This window comes from Alkalibacterium sp. (assembly GCF_046484155.1).
Lineage (GTDB): Bacteria > Bacillota > Bacilli > Lactobacillales > Carnobacteriaceae_A > Alkalibacterium.
This window is the reverse complement of sequence record NZ_JAWOBT010000012.1, coordinates 1-20,728: the sequence shown is the minus strand read 5'-3', so window position 1 is coordinate 20,728 and position 20,728 is coordinate 1. Positions and strand designations below refer to the sequence as shown.

General features: G+C 41.2%; 16 protein-coding genes. 1 reads left to right on the top strand and 15 read right to left on the bottom strand.

Annotation, left to right across the window (positions count from 1 at the left end; translation table 11 throughout):
• Positions 1 to 6 precede the first annotated feature (6 nt).
• From gatB to R6U02_RS01110, 13 genes are all read right to left on the bottom strand, one after another.
• Positions 7 to 1,440 carry an Asp-tRNA(Asn)/Glu-tRNA(Gln) amidotransferase subunit GatB gene (gatB, locus tag R6U02_RS01170; RefSeq protein WP_410261794.1) on the bottom strand — a complete coding sequence of 478 codons (1,434 nt, stop codon included), beginning with the start codon at positions 1,438 to 1,440 and terminating at the stop codon, positions 7 to 9.
• Between the two features lie 3 nt (positions 1,441 to 1,443).
• On the bottom strand, positions 1,444 to 2,910 hold the full coding sequence (gatA, locus tag R6U02_RS01165; protein WP_410261793.1) for an Asp-tRNA(Asn)/Glu-tRNA(Gln) amidotransferase subunit GatA: 1,467 nt from the start codon (positions 2,908 to 2,910) through the stop codon (positions 1,444 to 1,446).
• Positions 2,910 to 3,215 carry an Asp-tRNA(Asn)/Glu-tRNA(Gln) amidotransferase subunit GatC gene (gene gatC / locus R6U02_RS01160; protein ID WP_410261792.1) on the bottom strand — a complete coding sequence of 102 codons (306 nt, stop codon included), beginning with the start codon at positions 3,213 to 3,215 and terminating at the stop codon, positions 2,910 to 2,912. The genes gatA and gatC overlap by 1 nt, the downstream gene beginning before the upstream one ends.
• Positions 3,216 to 3,255: 40 nt before the next feature.
• Positions 3,256 to 4,470 (bottom strand): CamS family sex pheromone protein, encoded by a 1,215-nt coding sequence (locus tag R6U02_RS01155; protein WP_410261791.1) that lies wholly within the window; start codon positions 4,468 to 4,470, stop codon positions 3,256 to 3,258.
• 22 nt (positions 4,471 to 4,492) lie between these two features.
• Positions 4,493 to 6,511: an NAD-dependent DNA ligase LigA gene (gene ligA / locus R6U02_RS01150; RefSeq protein WP_410261790.1), complete on the bottom strand. Its 2,019-nt coding sequence runs from the start codon at positions 6,509 to 6,511 to the stop codon at positions 4,493 to 4,495.
• Between the two features lie 19 nt (positions 6,512 to 6,530).
• Positions 6,531 to 8,777, bottom strand: coding sequence for a DNA helicase PcrA (gene pcrA, locus R6U02_RS01145; protein WP_410261789.1), 2,247 nt, complete (start codon positions 8,775 to 8,777; stop codon positions 6,531 to 6,533).
• Positions 8,778 to 9,022: 245 nt separating this feature from the next.
• Entirely contained in the window at positions 9,023 to 9,673 is a 651-nt protein-coding gene (locus tag R6U02_RS01140) for a GntR family transcriptional regulator (protein ID WP_410261788.1), read from the bottom strand.
• Positions 9,674 to 9,688: 15 nt separating this feature from the next.
• Positions 9,689 to 10,807, bottom strand: a complete 1,119-nt coding sequence (locus R6U02_RS01135; protein ID WP_410261787.1) for an ATP-grasp domain-containing protein — start codon at positions 10,805 to 10,807, stop codon at positions 9,689 to 9,691.
• 14 nt (positions 10,808 to 10,821) lie between these two features.
• Positions 10,822 to 11,382, bottom strand: coding sequence for a DUF2179 domain-containing protein (locus R6U02_RS01130; protein WP_410261817.1), 561 nt, complete (start codon positions 11,380 to 11,382; stop codon positions 10,822 to 10,824).
• A 144-nt stretch (positions 11,383 to 11,526) separates the two neighbouring features.
• Entirely contained in the window at positions 11,527 to 12,876 is a 1,350-nt protein-coding gene (locus R6U02_RS01125) for a hemolysin family protein (protein ID WP_410261786.1), read from the bottom strand.
• Between the two features lie 98 nt (positions 12,877 to 12,974).
• On the bottom strand, positions 12,975 to 15,032 hold the full coding sequence (locus tag R6U02_RS01120) for a penicillin-binding transpeptidase domain-containing protein (protein WP_410261785.1): 2,058 nt from the start codon (positions 15,030 to 15,032) through the stop codon (positions 12,975 to 12,977).
• Positions 15,033 to 15,055: 23 nt separating this feature from the next.
• Entirely contained in the window at positions 15,056 to 15,745 is a 690-nt protein-coding gene (locus R6U02_RS01115) for a hydrolase (protein ID WP_410261784.1), read from the bottom strand.
• Between the two features lie 24 nt (positions 15,746 to 15,769).
• A complete protein-coding gene (locus R6U02_RS01110; protein WP_410261783.1) occupies positions 15,770 to 16,240 on the bottom strand; it encodes a glycoside hydrolase family 73 protein in 471 nt (156 codons plus the stop codon).
• A gap of 384 nt (positions 16,241 to 16,624) precedes the next feature.
• On the opposite strand from R6U02_RS01110, the gene R6U02_RS01105 reads away from it, so the two are divergent.
• Positions 16,625 to 17,602, top strand: coding sequence for a Gfo/Idh/MocA family protein (locus tag R6U02_RS01105; protein WP_410261782.1), 978 nt, complete (start codon positions 16,625 to 16,627; stop codon positions 17,600 to 17,602).
• A gap of 105 nt (positions 17,603 to 17,707) precedes the next feature.
• Here the strand turns inward: R6U02_RS01105 and R6U02_RS01100 are convergent, their stop codons facing one another.
• Together R6U02_RS01100 and R6U02_RS01095 are read right to left on the bottom strand one after the other, a co-directional pair.
• Complete coding sequence (locus R6U02_RS01100; protein WP_410261781.1) at positions 17,708 to 18,043, bottom strand: thioredoxin family protein; 336 nt, start codon at positions 18,041 to 18,043, stop codon at positions 17,708 to 17,710.
• Positions 18,044 to 18,104: 61 nt separating this feature from the next.
• Positions 18,105 to 20,728, bottom strand: a 2,624-nt coding sequence (locus R6U02_RS01095; protein WP_410261780.1) for an FtsX-like permease family protein, incomplete at its 5' end; no start/stop codon positions are given.

Below are 20,728 nucleotides of genomic sequence, written 5' to 3'. Positions count from 1 at the left end.
TTAAGCTTAACGTTTGTCCATTTCTTCTTTAAGAAGTTTATTTACGACGCCCGGGTTGGCTTTCCCTCGTGTTTGTTTCATCACACTTCCGACTAAGAAACCTAAGGCGCGGTCTTTACCATTTTTATAATCTTCTATGGATTGTTCGTTATTGTCTAATGTTTCTGAAATAATTGGTAAGAGTTTAGCCGGGTCACTTAATTGGACCCATCCTTTATCTTCGACCAATGCTTTCACATCATCACTACCATTAGTAATGAGTTCTTTGAATACTTTTTTCGCAATCTTGGAAGAAATCGTGCCGTCATCAATCAAGTTGATCATTTCAGCTAATGCTTTGGGTGTCAGCTTGGTTTCTGATAGTTCCAGATGCTCACTGTTCAAGTAGGCTGACACTTCACCCATCAGCCAGTTGGATGCCTGTTTAGGATCGGCGCCATGTTCGACCGTTTCCTGGAAGAAATCGGACATTTCAACCGTCGCGGTCAATACGCCAGCATCATATTCAGGCAAGTTGTAGTCGTTAATGTATCTTGACTGACGTTCTTTCGGCATTTCCGGGAGGGATGCTCTGACATCATTGATCCAGTCTTCACTGATTTCCAAGTTAGGAATGTCTGGTTCAGGGAAATAACGGTAGTCACTGGATCCTTCTTTGACACGCATCAAAACGGTTTCTCCCGTTGTATCGTCGAAACGGCGTGTTTCCTGCTGAATCGCGCCACCGGCATTCAAGATTTTTTCTTGTCTGACTATCTCATGTTCCAGACCTTTTCTCACGTTGTTGAAGGAGTTCAAGTTTTTAAGTTCGGTCTTTGTCCCAAACTCTTCCTGGCCAAAAGGTCGCAGTGAAATGTTGGCATCACAGCGCATAGACCCTTCCTGCATCTTAACATCCGACACTTTAGTGAATTGAATCAGCTGTTTGATGGTATCCAGGTAGGCTTGTGCTTCTTCAGGCGAGCGCATATCCGCTTCCGATACGATTTCTATCAGCGGTGTGCCTTGACGGTTTAAGTCGACATATGAAGAGCCGTTATCCCCGTGCATATTTTTCCCGGCATCTTCTTCTAAATGCAAACGTTCAATACGAATTTTTTTCTTTTCACCTTTGACATCGATCTCGATCCATCCGTCATAGCCGATGGGTTTATCAAACTGAGAAATTTGATACGCTTTAGGATTATCTGGATAGAAATAATTCTTGCGGTCAAATTTCGTATATTCGGCTATACCACAGTTCAGCGTTAAAGCTGCTCTCATGCCAAATTCAATGGCACGTTTATTTACGACAGGTAAGACTCCTGGGTGTCCCCAGTCGATGACGTTTGTATTTGTGTTAGGTTCAGCACCAAAATGAGCGGGTGACGGGGAGAACATTTTAGAATCGGTTTTTAATTCCACATGTACTTCCAGACCTATAACTGGTTCTAAATTCATCGCTTATTCTCCTCCTCTAAATGACGGTTTTTTTGTGTGATAATCGTTTTCTTTTTCAAAAGCATAAGCGGTTCTATAAATTGTCTTTTCATCAAAATGTTTGCCGATTATCTGCATTCCGACAGGCATATCATTGGAGAATCCGCATGGGATGGATAACGACGGCACACCGGCTAAATTGACCGGAACCGTTAATATGTCAGACATATACATGGCAAGCGGGTCTTTGATTTTTCCGCCGATTTCAAAGGCTGTGGTTGTCGTTGTCGGTGCAACTAATACATCGACGTCTTCAAATACCTTTTCAAAGTCTTGTCTGATCAATGTGCGGGCTTGAGCCGCTTTTTTAAAGTGAGCATCATAGAATCCTGAACTTAAAGAGAACGTTCCAAGCATGATACGGCGTTTCACTTCTTTGCCAAACCCCTCTGAACGTGATTTGATGTAGATATCTTCAAGCGATTCGATGTTTTCTGAACGGTAACCATAACGAATACCGTCGAAACGCTGCAGGTTACTCGATGCTTCTGACGAAGCAATAATGTAATAAGCAGGAATACCATATTCGGAATGTGGTAAGCTGACTTCTACAATTTCTGCTCCCATTTTTTCATAGAAATCAAGTGCTTGACGGACAGACTCGATTACGCCCGGTTCTTGCGCATTTTCATAGAAGTATTCTTTCGGTACCCCGATGCGTAAGCCTTTGACCCCTTTATCGATATCTTCAGTGAAATCAGGCGTCTCTCCTCGGTAAGAAGTTGAATCTTTCTCATCTGTGCCACTGATGGCATTCAAGACAAGGGCGTTATCTTTGACTGTACGCGTAAACGGACCAATTTGATCCAGACTTGAAGCGAATGCAATGAGACCATAACGGGATACGCGTCCATATGTAGGTTTCATGCCTACAAGTCCGGTAAAGGCCGCCGGTTCTCGAACGGAACCGCCAGTATCTGAACCAAGAGAGACAGGCACTAGACCTGCCGCTACCGCTGCAGCTGAGCCGCCTGATGAACCGCCCGGCACTTTCGATAAATCCCACGGGTTGCGTGTGATTTGGAAAGCAGAGTTCTCTGTGGATCCGCCCATCGCAAATTCATCCATATTCAATTTCCCGACCGTGATCATACCAGCCTGCTTTAATTTCTCAATAACCGTCGCGTCATAAACCGGAACAAAATCTTCCAGCATTTTTGAAGCTGCCGTTGTCTTGATACCTTTGGTGGAAATGTTATCTTTGATCCCGATAGGCAAACCACTCAAGACGTTGTTTTCATCAATCCCTTGTTTATCCATCTCTTTCGCGGCTGCTAAAGCTTCTTCTTTACTTAGAGTTAAGAAAGCCCCTACTTGTTCATCTGTTTGAGCAATATTTGCATAGACAGATTCCATCAATTCAACCGCTGTGAGTTCTTTACTGACCAGTTTGTCATGTAATTCTTCTAAAGTATAATCCAAGAAATCCATTATGCTTCACTCCCCCCGTTGTCGAACATGGCAGGCACTTCAATATAGCCATCTTTTCGTGTTTTAACGTTTTTAAATAAATCTTCTCTATCCGTTCCTTTTTGAACAACATCTTCTCTCCAAACGTTTGTCTGAGGAAGACCGTGATAGGTTCCTTCGACACCCTCTGTATCCAAGGCATCCAATTTCTCTACCATTTCAACAATTTGATCCAACTCTTTTGTAATAGAGTGGATCGCACTGTCGTCAAATTCCAACTTTGCCAATTTGGCTACTTGTTTGACTGTTTCTTCATTTATCGCCATGTTATCTATCCTTCCATCTGCTATTTATTTTTCTGATCATTTAATTAAAGATATAAACCTCATAATCTTCTTGTTCCGCTTCTCTGTTGAGATGAGACTCCATGCCATTTAAAGACTCCACATTGATTTGCGTCGGCACGTTATTGGGTAAATATGTTTTGCCTGCTTCATTTAAGAACTGGGTAAAGGCAATGATTTCTCCTTTGCCGTAGAACTGAGTGGTGATCGTGATCTCTAAATTCATTAACTGGTCTTCCACATAATGACCTAGTCCGGTTACACCACTTACATTAGGGAAAAACCCTTCGACTTCAGATCTGAAGTTAGCAAAGTTATTGCCTTCAGCGCTCTGCATGCCTTCTAAAGGAAAGACCAGGCGATTTTCGTTCATGTCCTCCCAGTTAGATACCGTCGTATTGCCATTTTCAACAAAGCCTACTGAAACGTACGTTCCTGGTGCCAGGTCGTCTTGTGTCGATTGTTCATATAAGCCTATGAGTATTGGAATCTCTTCCAAGCCTTCAATAGCGCGCATGCGAGAGATGACTTTTTCTGCCATCTCTCTGCCTGCTTCCAGTAACTCATCAGACGGGATGGGTTGTTGCAGTCTAGTCCCGATATCATCTCTATAATAATCGATTTGATTCAATGCGAGTCCGACACTGATTCCGGCAAGCTCCAACCCTTCTTCTGTTTGTCTGTAATAGTTCTGTTCAAGCAATGAACTCAGATAATTCGGATCACGCTCTGCAGGATCAAAGGTATTATTAGATGGAGGATTCAGCCCCTGATTCTGTTCTTCTATTTGTTCTTCTACCTGTTCATCCTGTTCATCTATTTCTTCCTCTTCTTCATTATTTTCGTCAGGTATCTTTTCTCTCCCTAACCAGTTTGTGACTAGTGAAGAAGATAAGAATTGTCCTTCCTGGAAGAAATGACTGTCCGTAGGAAACTGTGCTTGAGAGTGACGCATCAAGTCTGTTTCAAACGTCCGTATATTGACATTCGAGTTAAGACTGCGTGTGATCCCTCTATTTTGACTCGGTGCGTATGTGCCGTCTTCAGTAATGACCGGACGGTAATAATTTGAATCAACCTGCTCTTCAATCGTAGATGCTGCATCTTCCTCCAGCTGATTCGCTGTTTCTCCTGACCGTTCAGCTTCATTCGAATCAACGGGATCTGGAAAGAAATCACACGCTGAAAGAAACAAAGCCTGGGCAATTATTAAACTAAGAACTGTTTTCTTTTTCACTCGCTCTCACTCTCACTTCTATTCATTCATCGATTTCCTCAAGGACTTGCTGTTCAGTCAACACTGGCACTTCCAAATCCTGTGCTTTTGTCAACTTACTTCCAGCATCTTCTCCAGCAATCAGGTAATCAGTATTCTTAGACACACTGCCTGTGACTTTTGCACCAAGATCAGTCAACTTCTGTTCTAATTCATCACGGGTATAATGTTCTAACTTCCCTGTGATGACGACCGTCTTTCCTGAAAAGTAGGAAGAGACTTGTTCAATCTCTTCTTTACGTTTACCTTTATATTCCATATTAACACTTGCTTCTTTTAGCTTTTGAATCAATCGATCGACTTCTTCTAACTCGAAAAAGGCTTGAATGCTTTCGGCAACTGTTTCGCCCAGTCCTTCGATGGCTTCGATGGCTTCTTTGGGCGCCTTTCTCAGTTGTTCCATTGTAATGAACTCTTCGGCAAGTAACCTGGCAGCTTTCGCTCCGACATGTCTGATCCCTAAACCAAAAACTAGCCGCTCCAGTGAATTTTCTTTCGATCTCTCGATGGCACTGAGCATGTTGTCAGCTGACTTGTCGGCTATTTTATCTAAGGTCAACAGCTGCTCTTTTTCTAAGTAGTATAAATCAGCGGAGTCTTTAACCAGGGACTGATCATAGAGTTGTGCAACGATCCGCTCACCTAAACCGTCAATGTTCATCGCATTTCGCGAAACAAAATGGGTCAATTTTTCTTTTGCCTGAGCAGAACAGCTTGGATTCATACATCTTAAGGCCACTTCATCATCCAGATGCATCAGTTCACTCTGACAGGCCGGACAGTGCGTCGGATATGCGTACGGCTGACTGTCTTCTGGTCGTTTGTCTTTATTCACTTTGACCACTTCAGGAATGATGTCTCCCGCTTTACGCACAACGACAGTATCCTTTAAGCGAATATCTTTTGCTTTCATTAGGTCAACGTTATGCAGACTTGCTCGCTGAACCGTCGTTCCCGCAAGTTGAACGGGATCCATGATGGCTGTAGGTGTGACGACACCGGTACGCCCCACTGTCCATTCAACCGACCGGAGGAGGGTCTCAGCTTCTTCGGCAGGAAATTTATAAGCAATGGCCCATCTCGGTGCCTTGACCGTGTAACCCGCTTTTTCCTGGTTATCCAGCTCGTTCACCTTAATGACGATTCCATCGATTTCATAAGGAAGCGTTGTTCTCTTTTCCTGATATTCTTCAACAAAAGCCCACACAGCATCTATGGATTCGAACACACGCCGTTCCGGGTTCGTTTTCAAACCTAAATCGTCGAGTAACTGTAAAGCTTCTGACTGACTTTCAATTTCTTTGTCATCTAGTTGTGCGAGTGAGTATAAAAACACACTCAAGTTCCTCGAGGCGGTCACTTTAGGATCTAAATTACGGATCGTCCCAGCGGCCGCATTGCGTGGGTTCGCGAAAACGGCTTCGCCCTGTTCTTCACGTTTTTGATTCAACGCAACGAACGACGATTTAGGCATATAAATTTCTCCGCGTGTCTCTAAGGTCACCGGTTCTTTCAACGTTAGCGGGATGGATCTGATCGCTTTAACATTTACCGTCACATTTTCACCCACCGACCCATCTCCACGAGTCACGGCTTGTTTGAACTTACCCTTTTCATACTTCAAGGAAACAGCCAAACCATCGATTTTCAATTCACAATGATACGTGCAGGGACGCTCAATTAACTGAGATACCCGTCGATCGAAGTCTATCAACTCTTCTTTAGAAAACGCATTGTCTAAACTTAGCATGGGTGTGTCATGTTCCACTTTTTCAAAACCTTCTAAAAGACTGCCACCTACACGTTGAGTCGGTGAGTCATTTTTAACAAGTGTCGGATAGGTTTCTTCCAGCTCAACTAATTCTCTGTATAATCGATCATACTCTTCGTCTGGAATGGTTGGCTGGTCCAGGACATAGTACTGATGACTGTACTGGTCCAGCAAGGTGACCAATTCATCGACGCGTTCTCTTGCCTGATCAAAATCCATTTTTTTAGTCATTGGACTATCCTTCCTGCTCTCAGAATTTTTCGATCGGTGCAAAACTTGCCAAGAGTGGCTTGATACCGATCCCTGGAAAAGCAATATCCAGTTGAAGATCATCGCCTTCACCGCTTATTTTTACAACGGTTCCAACATCCCATACTTTATGTTTAACTTTTTCTCCCACTTGCCAGTCTAATTTTTCTGCACCACTGTTACCTGTGGCATGTGAGACAAAATTTTTCCTTTGTTTCGTCTTATTATCAAAAGGATCCTTGGAACTGTTCCCCATGCCTTTGTACATGCCGCTTGAAAAGGGTTTTAACGAGCTGGATTCTTCAACTTCCAGCACTGTCTCATCCACTTCTTCTAAAAATCGGGACGGACGGTTGGATTGAACGCGCCCGTATAGAGCCCGTGACAATGCATTCGTAAGGTACAGTTTTTCTTCTGCTCTCGTGATCCCAACGTAAGCTAGTCGTCTCTCTTCTTCCATTTGTTCTTCATCAGAGTCTGCTCGAGAGAGCGGAAAGAGTCCTTCTTCCATGCCGATCAGGAACACAACTGGGAATTCTAGACCTTTGGCAGCATGTAAGGTCATCAAAGTGATTTCACTTGTCGGTTCTTCCTCCAAGCGTTCAATATCTGAGATCAGAGACAAATCAGTAAGGAACGTGATCAAACTGGCGTCATCTGGCTGCTGCTCATCAAATTGTTTCGTGACGGTCAAGAATTCTTCGATGTTCTCCACACGTGTTTCAGCTTCCAGGGTGCGTTCCTTTTTTAACGTCGGTAAATAATCTGATTTATTCAAGATTTCTTCCGTCAATTCCGTAATGCTTAAGAACTCTGCCATTTTACGGAAATCCTGGATCATTAAGGCGAATACTTCTACTTTCTTGGTTGCACGTGCTGAAAGATTGATGCTGTTCGCATTTAAAGCTGCGTCATACAGGCTCCAGCCCATCTCTTCGGCGGCTAAGGCTAATTTTTCAACCGTGCTCGCTCCAATGCCACGTTTCGGTTCATTGATGATACGGGCAAGACTGAGATTATCTTTTGGATTGGCGATGAGTGTTAAATACGCTAACACATCTTTTATTTCTTTACGGTCATAGAATTTATGCCCCCCCACCATTCGGTAAGGAATATTCGTTTTGATCAGCGTTTCTTCCATCACACGCGATTGCGCGTTCGTTCGGTAAAGCACGGCGAAATCCCCGTATTCTCTATCCGGATTCTTCTCCAGTTCTTTCTGGATGTGCTGGATCACGTAACGGGACTCTTCATGTTCATTCCCTGCGCGGTAATACGTAATAAATTCTCCACCATTTTTATCTGTCCATAAATGTTTGTCTTTACGTTTCGAATTATGCGAAATCACATCGTTGGCAGCTTTTAAAATGTTTTTGGTCGAGCGATAATTCTGTTCCAGTAAGACGACTTTGGCATCGGTATAGTCCCGTTCAAAATTCAGGATATTTTCCATGTCAGCTCCGCGCCAGCCATAAATACTCTGATCGGCGTCACCCACCACACAAATATTATTAAATCTTTCTGCCAGCAATTTGACGAGACGATACTGCGCATGGTTGGTATCCTGATACTCATCCACATGAATATATTGAAATTTTGTCTGATAATACTCCAAGATGTCTTTATGTTCTTCGAATAAGCGGACCGTCAGCATGATCAAGTCATCAAAATCAACCGTTTCTGCTTGTCTTAATTCGCGTTGATAACTGTCATAACAATCGGCAACCATTTTACCAAAGAAATCTGTTGCTTCAGCACGATATTCTTTCTCGTTCTGTAAAATGTTTTTGGCATTGCTTATTTCAGAAAGTATCGCTCTCGGATTATATTTTTTAGGATCGATATTCAATCGTTTAAGTATCTTTTTCATCAATGTCAGCTGTTCTCCGGGATCGGCTATAGTGAAATTAGAACTGTATCCAATATGGTCTATTTCTCTTCTCAAGATACGGACACACATTGAGTGAAAGGTGGAGACCCATACGTCTTGTCCGCCATCTTTAACGAGTCCTGCAACTCTGCTTTTCATTTCTGAAGCCGCTTTATTGGTAAAGGTGATGGCTAAAATGTTCCACGGGTTCACGCCTTTTTCCTGGATCAAATAAGAGATCCGGTGCGTCAATACGCGTGTTTTGCCAGATCCTGCTCCAGCCATAATAAGCAATGGTCCTTCTGTGTGAGCAACTGCCTCTTTCTGTTTGGGATTCATCCCTTGTAAAATATCTTCTCGCAGTACCACTTTATTCATCCTTTCAGGTGTTCATACATTATTCCATTATACAGAAAATCGAGCATCCTTTCCATACATCTTACTAGAGATTATGCACCGTAACGGTACAATTTCTACATATCATTGGTACAAATTCCTGTATGTTACTATTCAGCTTATTTCAAAAAACTGTTTTACTCTGACTTAAATCAAGTCGATATCCTTTCAGACTACAAAAAAACTCTACGCCCGTTAGCATAGAGTTTTACATGCACCACTTCATTTTATTCGTCTATACCTTGAATAAGATTAATAAGCAGCTGATTAAGCAAGATCCGAATTTCTCGTCTAGCATATGTGTAATTTTGTTCTTTGATCCATTCCATCAATTGTTCATAATGATCTATTTTAATGGCTCTACTTTTACGGAAAACAAAAGGTGTCTGATTTGAATCTAGATATAAACTCACCATCGTCTCAATAATGCGGTCATTCATATACGTGTTTGAATGATAACTGAGCAGCATTTTCCAAAAGTCGATCTCAGCTGTTTCAAACTGATTTGACTTAAGTGATTCTGCAACTTTCAGGTCTTCTATCCTATCCGAAAAGGGATCAGTGTCAATGACACATTCATCAAGCTGCAGTCTATAAAAAATATGCTGAAGTAATGATTCAAGAAAATAGATGCGTTCCTTCTGCTGACTTAGATCAAGCGGCTTTCCCCCAACAAACACCCCTTTATTCGGCACTTGGTAAGCATAGCCTTCTACAATCAATCGGTTGAGCGCTCGTCTGACTGGCGTGCGACTGATATCAAGACGTTTGGATATATCTAATTCTTTTATCTGTTTATCTTTTGTCCAATGTGAAACCATTATTTCATTTTTTATATAGTCATAGGCTTTAGCTTCAACTTTATTCATTTTTGTCATTTAGACGTCCCTCATTCAGACAAATATATCTGTTAACTGAGCCAATGTTTTATTGACTTGTTTAGTTGGAACCACGATATGACCAAACTCGGTGGTTTCTGATTCATTGATATTATCATAAAAGGTAAAGAGCCAATCGGGTTTGATCTGCGCTTGCGTATAAACCAGATCTTTTTCACCGGTTCTTATCACTTGCATAACGATAGAATCAGATAATCTATTTGTTACGCTTATCGGCCACCCTGTTACCGCCTTAACCAATGCTTCATATTGAGAAACGTTCGGATAGTTAAAGGTGTAATGAAACGCACGATGGGGATGAGCAACGATTTCATTCACATATAGTGCCCCACTGCCCGTTGAAAAGACTTCAACAGCCATGACTCCGATAAAATCCAGATTTTCTGCGATGACTTGACCAATGCGTCTTATTTCTTGTTCCACTTCACTCTCGATCTGAGCAGGAGCAACAGCCTGATAAAATTCATCATTTTTATATTTCATTTCTGTTATGGGAAAAGTGGAGATCTCGCCGTTGTTACTTTTTACCAGCGCTAGACATAATTCTTTTTCTGAATGTATCCAAGCTTCCAGAACGCAGGTTCCTTGCTTCAAAAAATCTGTCGAAGAGACAATATCTTTTTCACTGAATAGTACGTGATGTTTTTTATAGCGTTCATCGGTACTATTCGATTTCAAGACGCAGGGAAAACCGATGCTCTTTACAGCTTCTCTAATATCAGCTAAAGAGATAATGGTTGCAAAAGGGGCAATATTTACGCGTATGGATTCTAAAAAAGCCTTCTGTAACATTCTGTCTTGAGAAATAGAGAGTAACTCTTCGCCCTGAGGTATAGGAACGGTGCGCTTAATTTTTTTCACCAAATGAGATGGAAAAGCATCCGATTCGTATACAACCACATCACTTCTCATAGCCAGATCCAGGCACGCTTGTTCATTTGTGAGTTCAGCTTTTATATGCCAGTCGGTAATGCTTTCAGCTAAACAATGTGCATGCGGGTCTAGCACACCCACATGATACCCTAATTTTTTTGCTGACAGTGCCAGCAAGCGAGCGACACTGCCTCCGCCAATAATACCAATCGTACTGCCAGGTTCTATCCAATTGATCATAATTTGTCACTCCATCATCTGAATTCGGTAAACGGATCTGCTTGAGGATTGTTTCTGACTTGTTTTTTATTTCTTTTCATTCGTTTTGTCCAGAATCCACCATTTATATAGCGTGGTTCATAGGATATTATAAATGCTTTTGATTCTATTTCTTGGATCAAACGGTACAGGCTTCTTTCATTTGACCTCGGCGTTAATATTTCCAGAACATAGCGGCTGCCTTCTCTACCATACGCTTGGCTGATCGTCACACCGTAGCCTTCACCTCTGATTTTTTCTGCAATATCCCAGCCGTTATCAGGTACAATGGTCGTTACCACGATATGGCCTAAAGCCAGTTTATCTTCTATTTTCATACCGGCATAAATACCTGCACCAAAACCTAATGAATAAACTACAATATTTAAAACATTATCCAAGTTATCCAGTACCAGTCCTAGTCCGACAACCCACACAGCTACTTCAGCCATAGCTACGAATGGTGCTGCCACTTGATACCCTTTCATCGTCAACATCATTCGAAGCGTATTTAACGTAACATATACGACGTTGATCATAAATATCGTTATCAGCATTCCAAAATTAAATTCCACTTTATCTCTCCTCGCATTATATGCTTATAATATAGTTACTAATTATCCCTATCCAATATATAAAACAACGGCCGAGACAATACCTGTCTCAGCCTTTGCCCTCAAGAGCGCAGGTTGATTCTCTGCTCACTCTCGCTTATCTTCAATTGTCTCTTCATTTCTTTCTTCTTCATTTCTTTTTACAGTAAGTGCTGAAATACGTGACCCTTCCATTTTGCTGACAATTAATCTTAATTCACCAACACGGATAAAGGCATCTTCTGACTCAGCAGGGATACTTCCAAATTCAGTGATAAAATAACCGGCGATCGTATCCACATCTTCTGAATCGATTTTGGTTTTAAAATAATCATTAAACTTATCCAACGGTGTGGATCCATCTACACTATAAATAGAGTCTTCAATTTGTTCGATCAGGTTACTTGTTTCATCATACTCATCGTCAATCTCTCCTACGATTTCTTCCAATAAGTCTTCCAATGTAACAATACCGACTACGCCACCATATTCATCATTCAAGATCGCCATTTGATTTTGCGTTCGTTTCATTTGGAAAATCAAGTCATCGATAAAAATAGTCTCAGGAACGAATAACGGTCGATTACTAATTTCTTTTAAATCGATCGAGTATAACGGTTTATGCTTTGATGCCTGTAATAAGTTTTTAACGTGGACGATTCCTAGAATATTGTCTTTATCTTCATAATACAGCGGGACACGTGAATGAGGTGTTTCCAGCATGGCCTCAATGTTTTCTTCGTTTGGATCATCATAGTCTAACATAAATGCATCCGTACGTGGTACCATCACTTCACGAGCGATTTTATTATCAAGAGATAATACACCCTTCAGCATTGAAAATTCATCTATATCAATAACCTCATGTTGGTGGCTATGTTCGATAAACGAACGAAATTCATCTCGTGTAATGGTATCATCATTAGCTGTAAAATCGATAGGCAAGATGTGTTTTGCACCTTTAACCGTGATATCAAGTAACCACACAATCGGTAATGAAAGATATCTAAGCCCAAAAACCATACCAGATAACTGCATCGCCGTTTCATCCGGATTTTGTTTTGCTATTGCTTTAGGAAGCTTTTCACCAAACGACAAGAATAAGTACGTGAGTACAAGTGCACTGACGATCAATACAAATACTTGTGAAGAAAGGATCGGATTAGCCGATGATTCGACTAGACGCGTGATCAAAAATGCAGTCATGCCGCTTGTAAACAAAACGGATAACGACATACCTACTTGAATCGTCGTTAAAAACTCGTCTGCGTTGTCTAAAATTCGTAAAATCCGTTTCGCTTTCTTGCTTCCATCTAAGGACTCTTCCATTATTTTGTTTGGATTAATAGATACCATAGCCATCTCAGCGGCTGAAAGAAATCCGTGTAATACAATCAAGCTGATAATAACTACTAGTGGCCCAATAAAGGGCTCTATACTCCAGGGGTCGCTGTTCATAAATTGTCTCCTTTAAAATTTCAAATCATGTAAAAACACAGTCAATATATCATATACCGCTTTAACTTACAACGATTATCTCAATTCATTTTATGGCATCACTCAATGAAGGTCTTAACAGTTGTAAAGAAGGGATAGAACTGGTCGATAACATCGCCACTTTTTTGTCCTTCTAAAAAGCCTACGAATGAATAAGCTTCGTCTTGTTCATCGAATACATACAAAAATCCGTTCGTTTCATTTTCATCTTCGCCAGCAATTTCAGCAGTTCCTGTTTTAGCACCTACCGAATAATCTAAATCATTTAACCGATAGGATGTTCCATTCGGGTTCGTCACCGTTTCAACCAGCATATCCCTTACCAGAATCGAGCTCTCGCTTGATATAATTGCTTCAGTCATTATTTCTTCCTCTTGAAGAAGTAACTGAGGATAGACAAATTCTCCTTCGTTTAGAACAGGTGTATAAAAAGTTTGTTGATGAATGCTATTCATCAATATTTCACCTTGCCCATAGGCCGTGTCGGCCAATAAGGTGACCTCACTGATTTCATTATTATTTGCCAGTTGCGCGGGTTCCATGGTTAAAGGCAAATCAAACTCTTCACTAAATGGAAACATCAGCATGTTTTCGACAAAATCATCAGACCCGAGTTCCAGAGCTTCCATGGCGAAGTAGATATTATCTGAATAAACGAGGGCATCTCTTAAACTAACCTCAGTAATCGTATCATTTACTCTTGTGATCTGTCTATCTCCAAAACCGTCTCTGTCTGGCGACCAGTTTAGGCCTTCGATGGTGTTGATTTTATCAGGTGTCGTCACTCCTGAATCGAGCAAAACAAGTGAAGTCAGAATTTTGAAAGTTGATCCCGGTGCGTAACGGGAAGTAAAGCGATTTAAGAACGGCTTATTTTCATCGTCCTTGTAAGCATCATAATCAGCTTGGGAAATGCCACGGGCAAAAAGCTGAGGATCATAAGAAGGCGAACTGGTTAAAGCGAGAAGTTCCCCACTTTTAGGATCCATGAGAGAGGCAGCGCCTGGTTCCGATTCAAATGATGCGTATAATTCTGCCTGGATATCACTATTGATGGTTAAATGGAATGGATCTCCATCTTTTTTCTCTCTTTCCATCACAACTTCTCTCGTTTCGCCTTCGCTATCAACAAGCGTTATTCTTCCGCCCATCTCTCCCCGTAATTCTTTATCAAATCTGTATTCTAAACCACTCTTACCTACTACTTGTCCCGCTTGTAATAATGGATTGTTTTCGATATCTTCGGCAGAAACATCACCGACATAGCCAACCAGGTGTGCGGCAGCTTCTCCTAAAGGATAGAGACGGTCAATTGTCTGCTGATACAAGACGCCTGAAACTTCAGGGGTCTCACCTACATCCACAACGGTAAACGGAACGAAGCTTTCTGCTGTGACCCAACTTTGGCTAAGTAACCGTTCAAGTACTTCTACGGATATGTCGAACGTCTCACTAACGGTGGTCAATCGGTTTTCCCGTTCTTCCCCTTCTCCCAAAACGGCAGGATACAGACCTGCTTCATACGCATCGCCTTCGCCTGCCAGCATATTCCCGTTTCGATCGTAGATAGATCCGCGGTTTGGCTCCTCATAAGACAATCTGACTGTGTCACCTTCCACCATGTTAGGGAAAAACAGAGAATGGTCCCACTGAACTGCTTTCAGTTCTTCCATTTCATAAATGGCTGATTCATAATTCAACGTTTCAATCTCGCCTAAAACGGTCATCATGCCCACGCTGTAATTAAATGAATAGGCATCCGTTTCTTCATCATAGATGATTTCGTGATCTATGATTTCTACTTGATCCACCCCGATGGCTTGAAAAATCGCGTCATATCTTTCAGCTAATTCTTGTTTCGTGTAGCCTTCTTCCGATACAGATCGTTCGAGCAGTGTGTCCGTATAGTCTTCAAAACGGGTCGAAGCCTTCGCTTGCAGATAATCATCGACCAGGCTTTCAACTTCTTCGCGTCGTTCTATGGCTAATTGTTCTGCTCTCCAATTTCTGTAAAACATGTAGCCACCTGTACTCACCAGGATAAGTAGAACAATGCCAAAAACCACCCCCATCACTTTCTTATTTGATGCTTTTGGTTGATTTCTCTTTTTTTTCACGTCGTCGACTCCTTTATGCTGATTTAATCATCTTCAAAACGGTCTTTCTCCATCGCTCTATAATCCATCATTTTTCTGCTGAATAATTCACCATTTGAGGGAGGTGTATACGTTATGGCGTTAGCTCCAGCTTCGATTGTTTCTAAAATGCTTTTTTCCGTTGGGCCCCCTGTTGCGATAATGGGTAGATCAGGATACTTTTCTCTCAATCTTCTCACGATCTCACTCGTTCTACCTGCACCAGACACGTTAATGATATCTACGCCGGCTTTTATACGTTTCTCTATGGTCGTGTATTCGGATACCACTGTTAAAATGATGGGGATATCGATGACTTCATTTATTTTTCCAATCGTATCTATCGGTGTGGGTGCATTAACGACAACTGCTTTACATCCGTGAGCTTCTGCAAATAAAGCCATATTAGCTGATCGGATACCCTGAGTCTTACCTCCAGCGATACCGGCCATAACTGGAATCGTTGAAACAGATGTAATGGCTTCTAATATAGCCGGATGAGGTGTAAATGGATATACAGCCATAATCCCATCAGCATCATTATTCATGATCAATGCGATATCAGTGGTGAATATAAATGATTTAAACCGTTTTCCATTTATTAATATTCCACTGGCTTTTCTAATTATTTCAGGCAATTCGACATATCCATTATACAAATCTGATTTCACAGACGGGTATTTTTTCTTTTCCATATCCATTCCTCTTTATCATATATTTTAATTATCAAAGCGATCTAATCCATATAACTCTATAATCTCAATAAGTTTTTCAGGGTAAGTTGGGTCTGTTGCATAACCTGCAGAATAAATTGCGTATGCTGCCTCCTGATATGTAGCAGCTTCCTGTACACCTTGGTAAAGTTTAGAATTCCATGCCACACCATTAGAAATCAACTCAGCATAACCTTTCACTGACGCTTCAAGAGACGGGTAACTTCTAAATGAGGCATGAGTCTCTATCCACTCTTCATCATATTCTAATGTCTCATATCTTTTATTGTCCGACTGCCCTTTAATACCATAATAATTATGTTCCTGTCGTGATAAGCTGCTTTTTCCCCAGTTCGATTCTAAAATCGCCTGTGCAATAGCTACGCTTGGCTTTATCCCATGAGATCCTTCGAGAGGAACCGCATGACTTGCCACGTCATTAATAAATTCTTCTTTTGTCCTGCTCTTTTGAATCACAGATTCATTCTCCACTGATTGACTGATCAATGCTATGGATCCAATAAAAGCAAGAAAAAGAATCATCAGTAGTTTTGCAAGCGGAAAAGAATTTTTCTTTTTATTATAACTCAGAATTTATCCTCCTATTTTGTTTTCAAATCATTTATACTTAGGATATACATGTGTATCAATTAAAAAGCTGTTATCTTGATTTTCATTTTTTTTATCAAACAGCCGAGAACACTCGTGACTTTAGTCATGAATGTTTCAAAGCAAGCCGTCCACTACTATTTTAACATACTAAGATTAATCTAAACAGATACTAAAAAAGTATACATCTCTTTTTTTGAATAGAGTTATACTTAGAGACTAGAAAGAATCGCTAAAGAAAGAAGGATCAACTTGAAAAAAATAAATTGGGGAATTATCGGTCTCGGTGATATCGCTCATCAATTTGCGTCACAGTTCGATTCAGATAACGCTAACCTTTTAGGGGTGGCTTCTCATACTCTCCAAAAAGCTTTTGAGTTCTCAAAAAAATACGAGGTCAAAAAAGCCTATGGAAGTTATGAAGAATTAGCATACGATCCAGAAATAGACATTGTTTATGTTGCCACTCCAAACAGTTACCACTATGCTGACATGCTGATGTTACTCAAAGCCGGCAAACATGTCTTATGTGAAAAACCGATTACTCTTAACCGCACGCAGTTAAACACAGTATTAAAAGTAGCGCAAACTAAAAATCTGCTCGTCGCTGAGGCAATGACCATTTATCATATGCCTCTTCACCAAAAAATAAAAAGCAACATACAGACAAATAAATACGGCAAATTAAAGATGATCCACACTTTCTTCGGAAGTAAGCAGACCGTTGACCCCACAGATCGCTTCTATGATCCTGATCTTGGAGGTGGTGCATTACTTGATATCGGTGTTTATGCCTTATCCTTTATCCGGTACTTTCTTTCAAGTCAGCCCGACGAAAGACAAACTGCTGTTTCGTTAAATAAAACTGGTGTTGATGACAGCAGTACTTTTCATTTCAGGAACAAACAAGATGAAATCGGGACAGCTGCTTTAAGTTTTCAAGCAACTATGCCGATTCAAGGTGTTATTGTCTGCGAAAAGGCTTATATCACCGTCACCGATTTCCCGAGAGCCTCTCAGGCCATAGTCACTTATTCAAACGGTTCAACCGAAGAGATCAACCTAGGTGACAGCTCCAAAGCTCTGACCTATGAAATACAGGCGATCTCTCAAACGCTTTTATCCGAAAGTGATTTTTCTTTTTTATCCCTCACTCGAGACGTCAACGAATTGATCGACTGGGCCGCAAAAGAATGGGATATGTCCTGGATAGTTGAAGGCGAAAACTAACCCTTAGAAAATAAAAAAACTCCCCAGTAAATCGAATGGACGCTGATGGATAAGATGATCACTCTTAACCTCATGGTCCTCCATTTTCTGGGGAGCTTTTTCAGTTTAGCTACTTAAAGCACTTGTTATTTTATCTAGTTGTTCGTGTAATTTATTTTTCTCGATGAATCGAGCAAACCTCATGACTTCTCGCCCATCAACAAACAGCAAGACAACAGGTACCGTAAATACAATGTATTCTCCAGAAATTTCCGGGATTTTTTCGACATCTGCCTGTAACGTTTTTATTTCCGGGAATCCCTCTACAATTGGTTTGATTTGAGGAAGGACACCGTGACAAACCGAACAATTTTGACCATACAAAAACAAAAAGGCCAAATCATTCTCGTTCACATGCTTTCTAAGTTCCTCCAGGGATTGTGCTTCTTTAAATCCATCCATATATCTTTCCTCCTATTACTCTTATGATCGTTCAACAATGCATCCTAACTAATTTGTTCAATCAGTCAGGAATTTTTAATGCTTCAACCATATTGATGTGTTTTAATTTGAAATGCATCACGACCATCACCAGACTACTGAAGAAAAACATCAGCAGGAATGAATACAGATAACTCGTCCATGTAATTTGGCTGATAAAACGCATAATATCAAGCTCAGCCGTTTGTAATACAAAGCGGTGCATGAAAATACCTAATACAAAACCGACAAATATGCCCATAATGGTCAAAACAAAGTTTTCACGGTAAACGTACATGGTCACTTCTTTGTCGAAGAATCCCAAGACTTTAATTGTTGATAGTTCTCTGATACGTTCTGAAACGTTGATATTTGTGAGGTTATATAAGACGACAAACGCGAGTGAAGCTGCCGAGATGATGAGCACCACCGTCACCACATCCAGGCTATCCATCGAATCTTGGAACGCATCTTTGATGGCTGTTACAAACGTTACACCCAGAACGGCCTCTTCTTCAGTCAATTGTTCCCCCAGCTCATCATTACTTATTTGTTCGTCATATTTAAGCAGCCGTGTATTATATTCGAGTTCTTCATCGATCACTTGATCATAATAGGCTGGTGACATGTATATATAATGCTGGACGTATTGTTCAGAAACAGCATTGATTTCGACTTCGACTGTTTCAGAATCGTCCCACTCCATCTCCAGTGTATCCCCTACAGTTACATCAAGTAACTCGGCTAACTTATCGGTAATAACTACACCATCATCAGGTAATTCGTAAGTGTTTGATTGATTTTCCAAGTCTCTGAGTACAATAAATTCTTCAAACAGCTCTGCATCACTTGGAACAAGCAGCGTAAAATCGCGCGTCTCTCCATTATTGTTGGCTTTAATATTTTCCTGGAAAGATAGAAGCTCTTTATCAAAGCCTTCTACGTTTTCAAGTGTCGCCACAAGCGACTCACGATCAGCAGCTGTTGCTTCATTGTTTTCAGCTACGACTGCCTGGTATAAATTGATTTCTCCAAATTGAACGTCTGCAATGCCAGCAATCGAATCAGATAAGCCATAGCCAGTTAAGAGCAAGGCCGTTCCGCCAGCAACCCCAAATAATGTCATCAACATTCGGCGTTTGTATCTAAATATATTTCGTGACGCTACTTTTTGAGTGAACGAAAGCCTCTTCCAAAGAAACGGCATATATTCCAAGAAAATCCGTTTCCCTTTTTTAGGCGCTTTTGGCCGTAGTAACGTTGCCGCATTGCTGCGTAAAGATAGGCGAACGGAAACTAATGTAGATAATCCTGTTGCCAAAAGTGCACCCGCTAGAGAGATTGCGGCGTAGCTCCAATAAAATTGGGTTTGGGCGGAAGGCAAGTTATACAGCGAGCTATACGCGTCTAAAATCACATTAGGAAAGAGCCAATACCCCAGAAACAAACCTAACACACTCCCGAAAGAGGTAGCAATGAATGCATAAACAAAATACTTGGTTGCAATGGCCATGTCCCCATATCCCAAAGCTTTTAGCGTACCGATCTGATTTCTTCCTTCATCGACCATTCGCGTCATCGTTGTTAATGAAATAAGCGCGGCCAACAAGAAGAAGAAAACCGGGAATATCTTAGCAATAGCATTGATTCTCTCCGCATTTTGGTCAAACTCCTCGTAACCGGCAAGAGATGTTCGATCATCGACAAAATATTCCGGCTCGTCTAAATCAGCTAATTCTGTTTCGGCTTCTTCTAAATCAACTAGAGCTTCGGCAATTTCTGCTTCGGCATCCGCGGCTTCTGCTTCAAATTCAGCTAGTCCATCTTGATACTCAGCTTCTGCCTCTTCTAATTCCACACGTGCAGTTTCCAATTCTTCTCTTGAAGTTGCCAGCTCAGCATCGAGTTGGCTTTCAGCATTTTCGAGCTCTTGTAATCCAGCCATGACCTGTTCTTCCTGGATCAATAACTCTTCGTAAGAGGGAGAGTCCTGCATCTGCGCTGCTTCAAGCTGGACTTTGCTCTCTTCAATTTCATTCAACGCTTGATTGATTTGTGTCCGCTCGTTCTCGATTTCAGTACGCGCATTTGCTGCTTCGCGTTCAAGTTCCTCTATCCCAGCTTCATAGTCAGCATAGCCTTCATCAATCTCATTTCGGACGTCTTCAAGTTCCGCTCTGCCCTCTTCAAGCTCTTGTCTGGCTTCCTCTACTTCTTCGTATCCTTCTTCAATTTCACTTTCGATCTCTCCGTAAAGTTGTTCGTATCTTTCATTTGGTCTTTCTGATATCAGCGCTTCTACTTGAGCCATTTCGCTATCGATAAAGTCCTGATATTCTGTCGAATAGGCTTCATACTCGCCCGATCGATCGAATGAGATATAGGCATCGGTATAGACGTCCATATCAAAAACATCTGCTGACACGACCGAAAAACCGTCTAGATTACCACTACCTATAGTTGTATTCCCTCTGTTTATCCGTTCGATATATAAGGGACTATTCAAGAAACCAACGACTTCAAACGTATGCTCTTTAAATGTATCCTCACGATTTTCAGAATTTTCTTCATTTATCTGAATCGTATCACCTATTGTATACTCATCAGCATAATTATTCGTTTGATCGATAGCAATTTCATTCGTTTCTTCAGGCAAACGTCCTTCAA

Excerpts from the sequence above, each read along its gene's own strand:
- gatB (WP_410261794.1), bottom strand. The coding sequence starts at position 1,440 with ATGAATTTAGAACCAGTTATAGGTCTGGAAGTACATGTGGAATTAAAA.
- gatA (WP_410261793.1), bottom strand. The coding sequence starts at position 2,910 with ATGGATTTCTTGGATTATACTTTAGAAGAATTACATGACAAACTGGTC.
- gatC (WP_410261792.1), bottom strand. The coding sequence starts at position 3,215 with ATGGCGATAAATGAAGAAACAGTCAAACAAGTAGCCAAATTGGCAAAG.
- ligA (WP_410261790.1), bottom strand. The coding sequence starts at position 6,511 with ATGACTAAAAAAATGGATTTTGATCAGGCAAGAGAACGCGTCGATGAA.
- pcrA (WP_410261789.1), bottom strand. The coding sequence starts at position 8,777 with ATGAATAAAGTGGTACTGCGAGAAGATATTTTACAAGGGATGAATCCC.
- R6U02_RS01140 (WP_410261788.1), bottom strand. The coding sequence starts at position 9,673 with ATGACAAAAATGAATAAAGTTGAAGCTAAAGCCTATGACTATATAAAA.
- R6U02_RS01135 (WP_410261787.1), bottom strand. The coding sequence starts at position 10,807 with ATGATCAATTGGATAGAACCTGGCAGTACGATTGGTATTATTGGCGGA.
- R6U02_RS01130 (WP_410261817.1), bottom strand. The coding sequence starts at position 11,382 with ATGCTGATAACGATATTTATGATCAACGTCGTATATGTTACGTTAAAT.
- R6U02_RS01125 (WP_410261786.1), bottom strand. The coding sequence starts at position 12,876 with ATGAACAGCGACCCCTGGAGTATAGAGCCCTTTATTGGGCCACTAGTA.
- R6U02_RS01115 (WP_410261784.1), bottom strand. The coding sequence starts at position 15,745 with ATGGAAAAGAAAAAATACCCGTCTGTGAAATCAGATTTGTATAATGGA.
- R6U02_RS01100 (WP_410261781.1), bottom strand. The coding sequence starts at position 18,043 with ATGGATGGATTTAAAGAAGCACAATCCCTGGAGGAACTTAGAAAGCAT.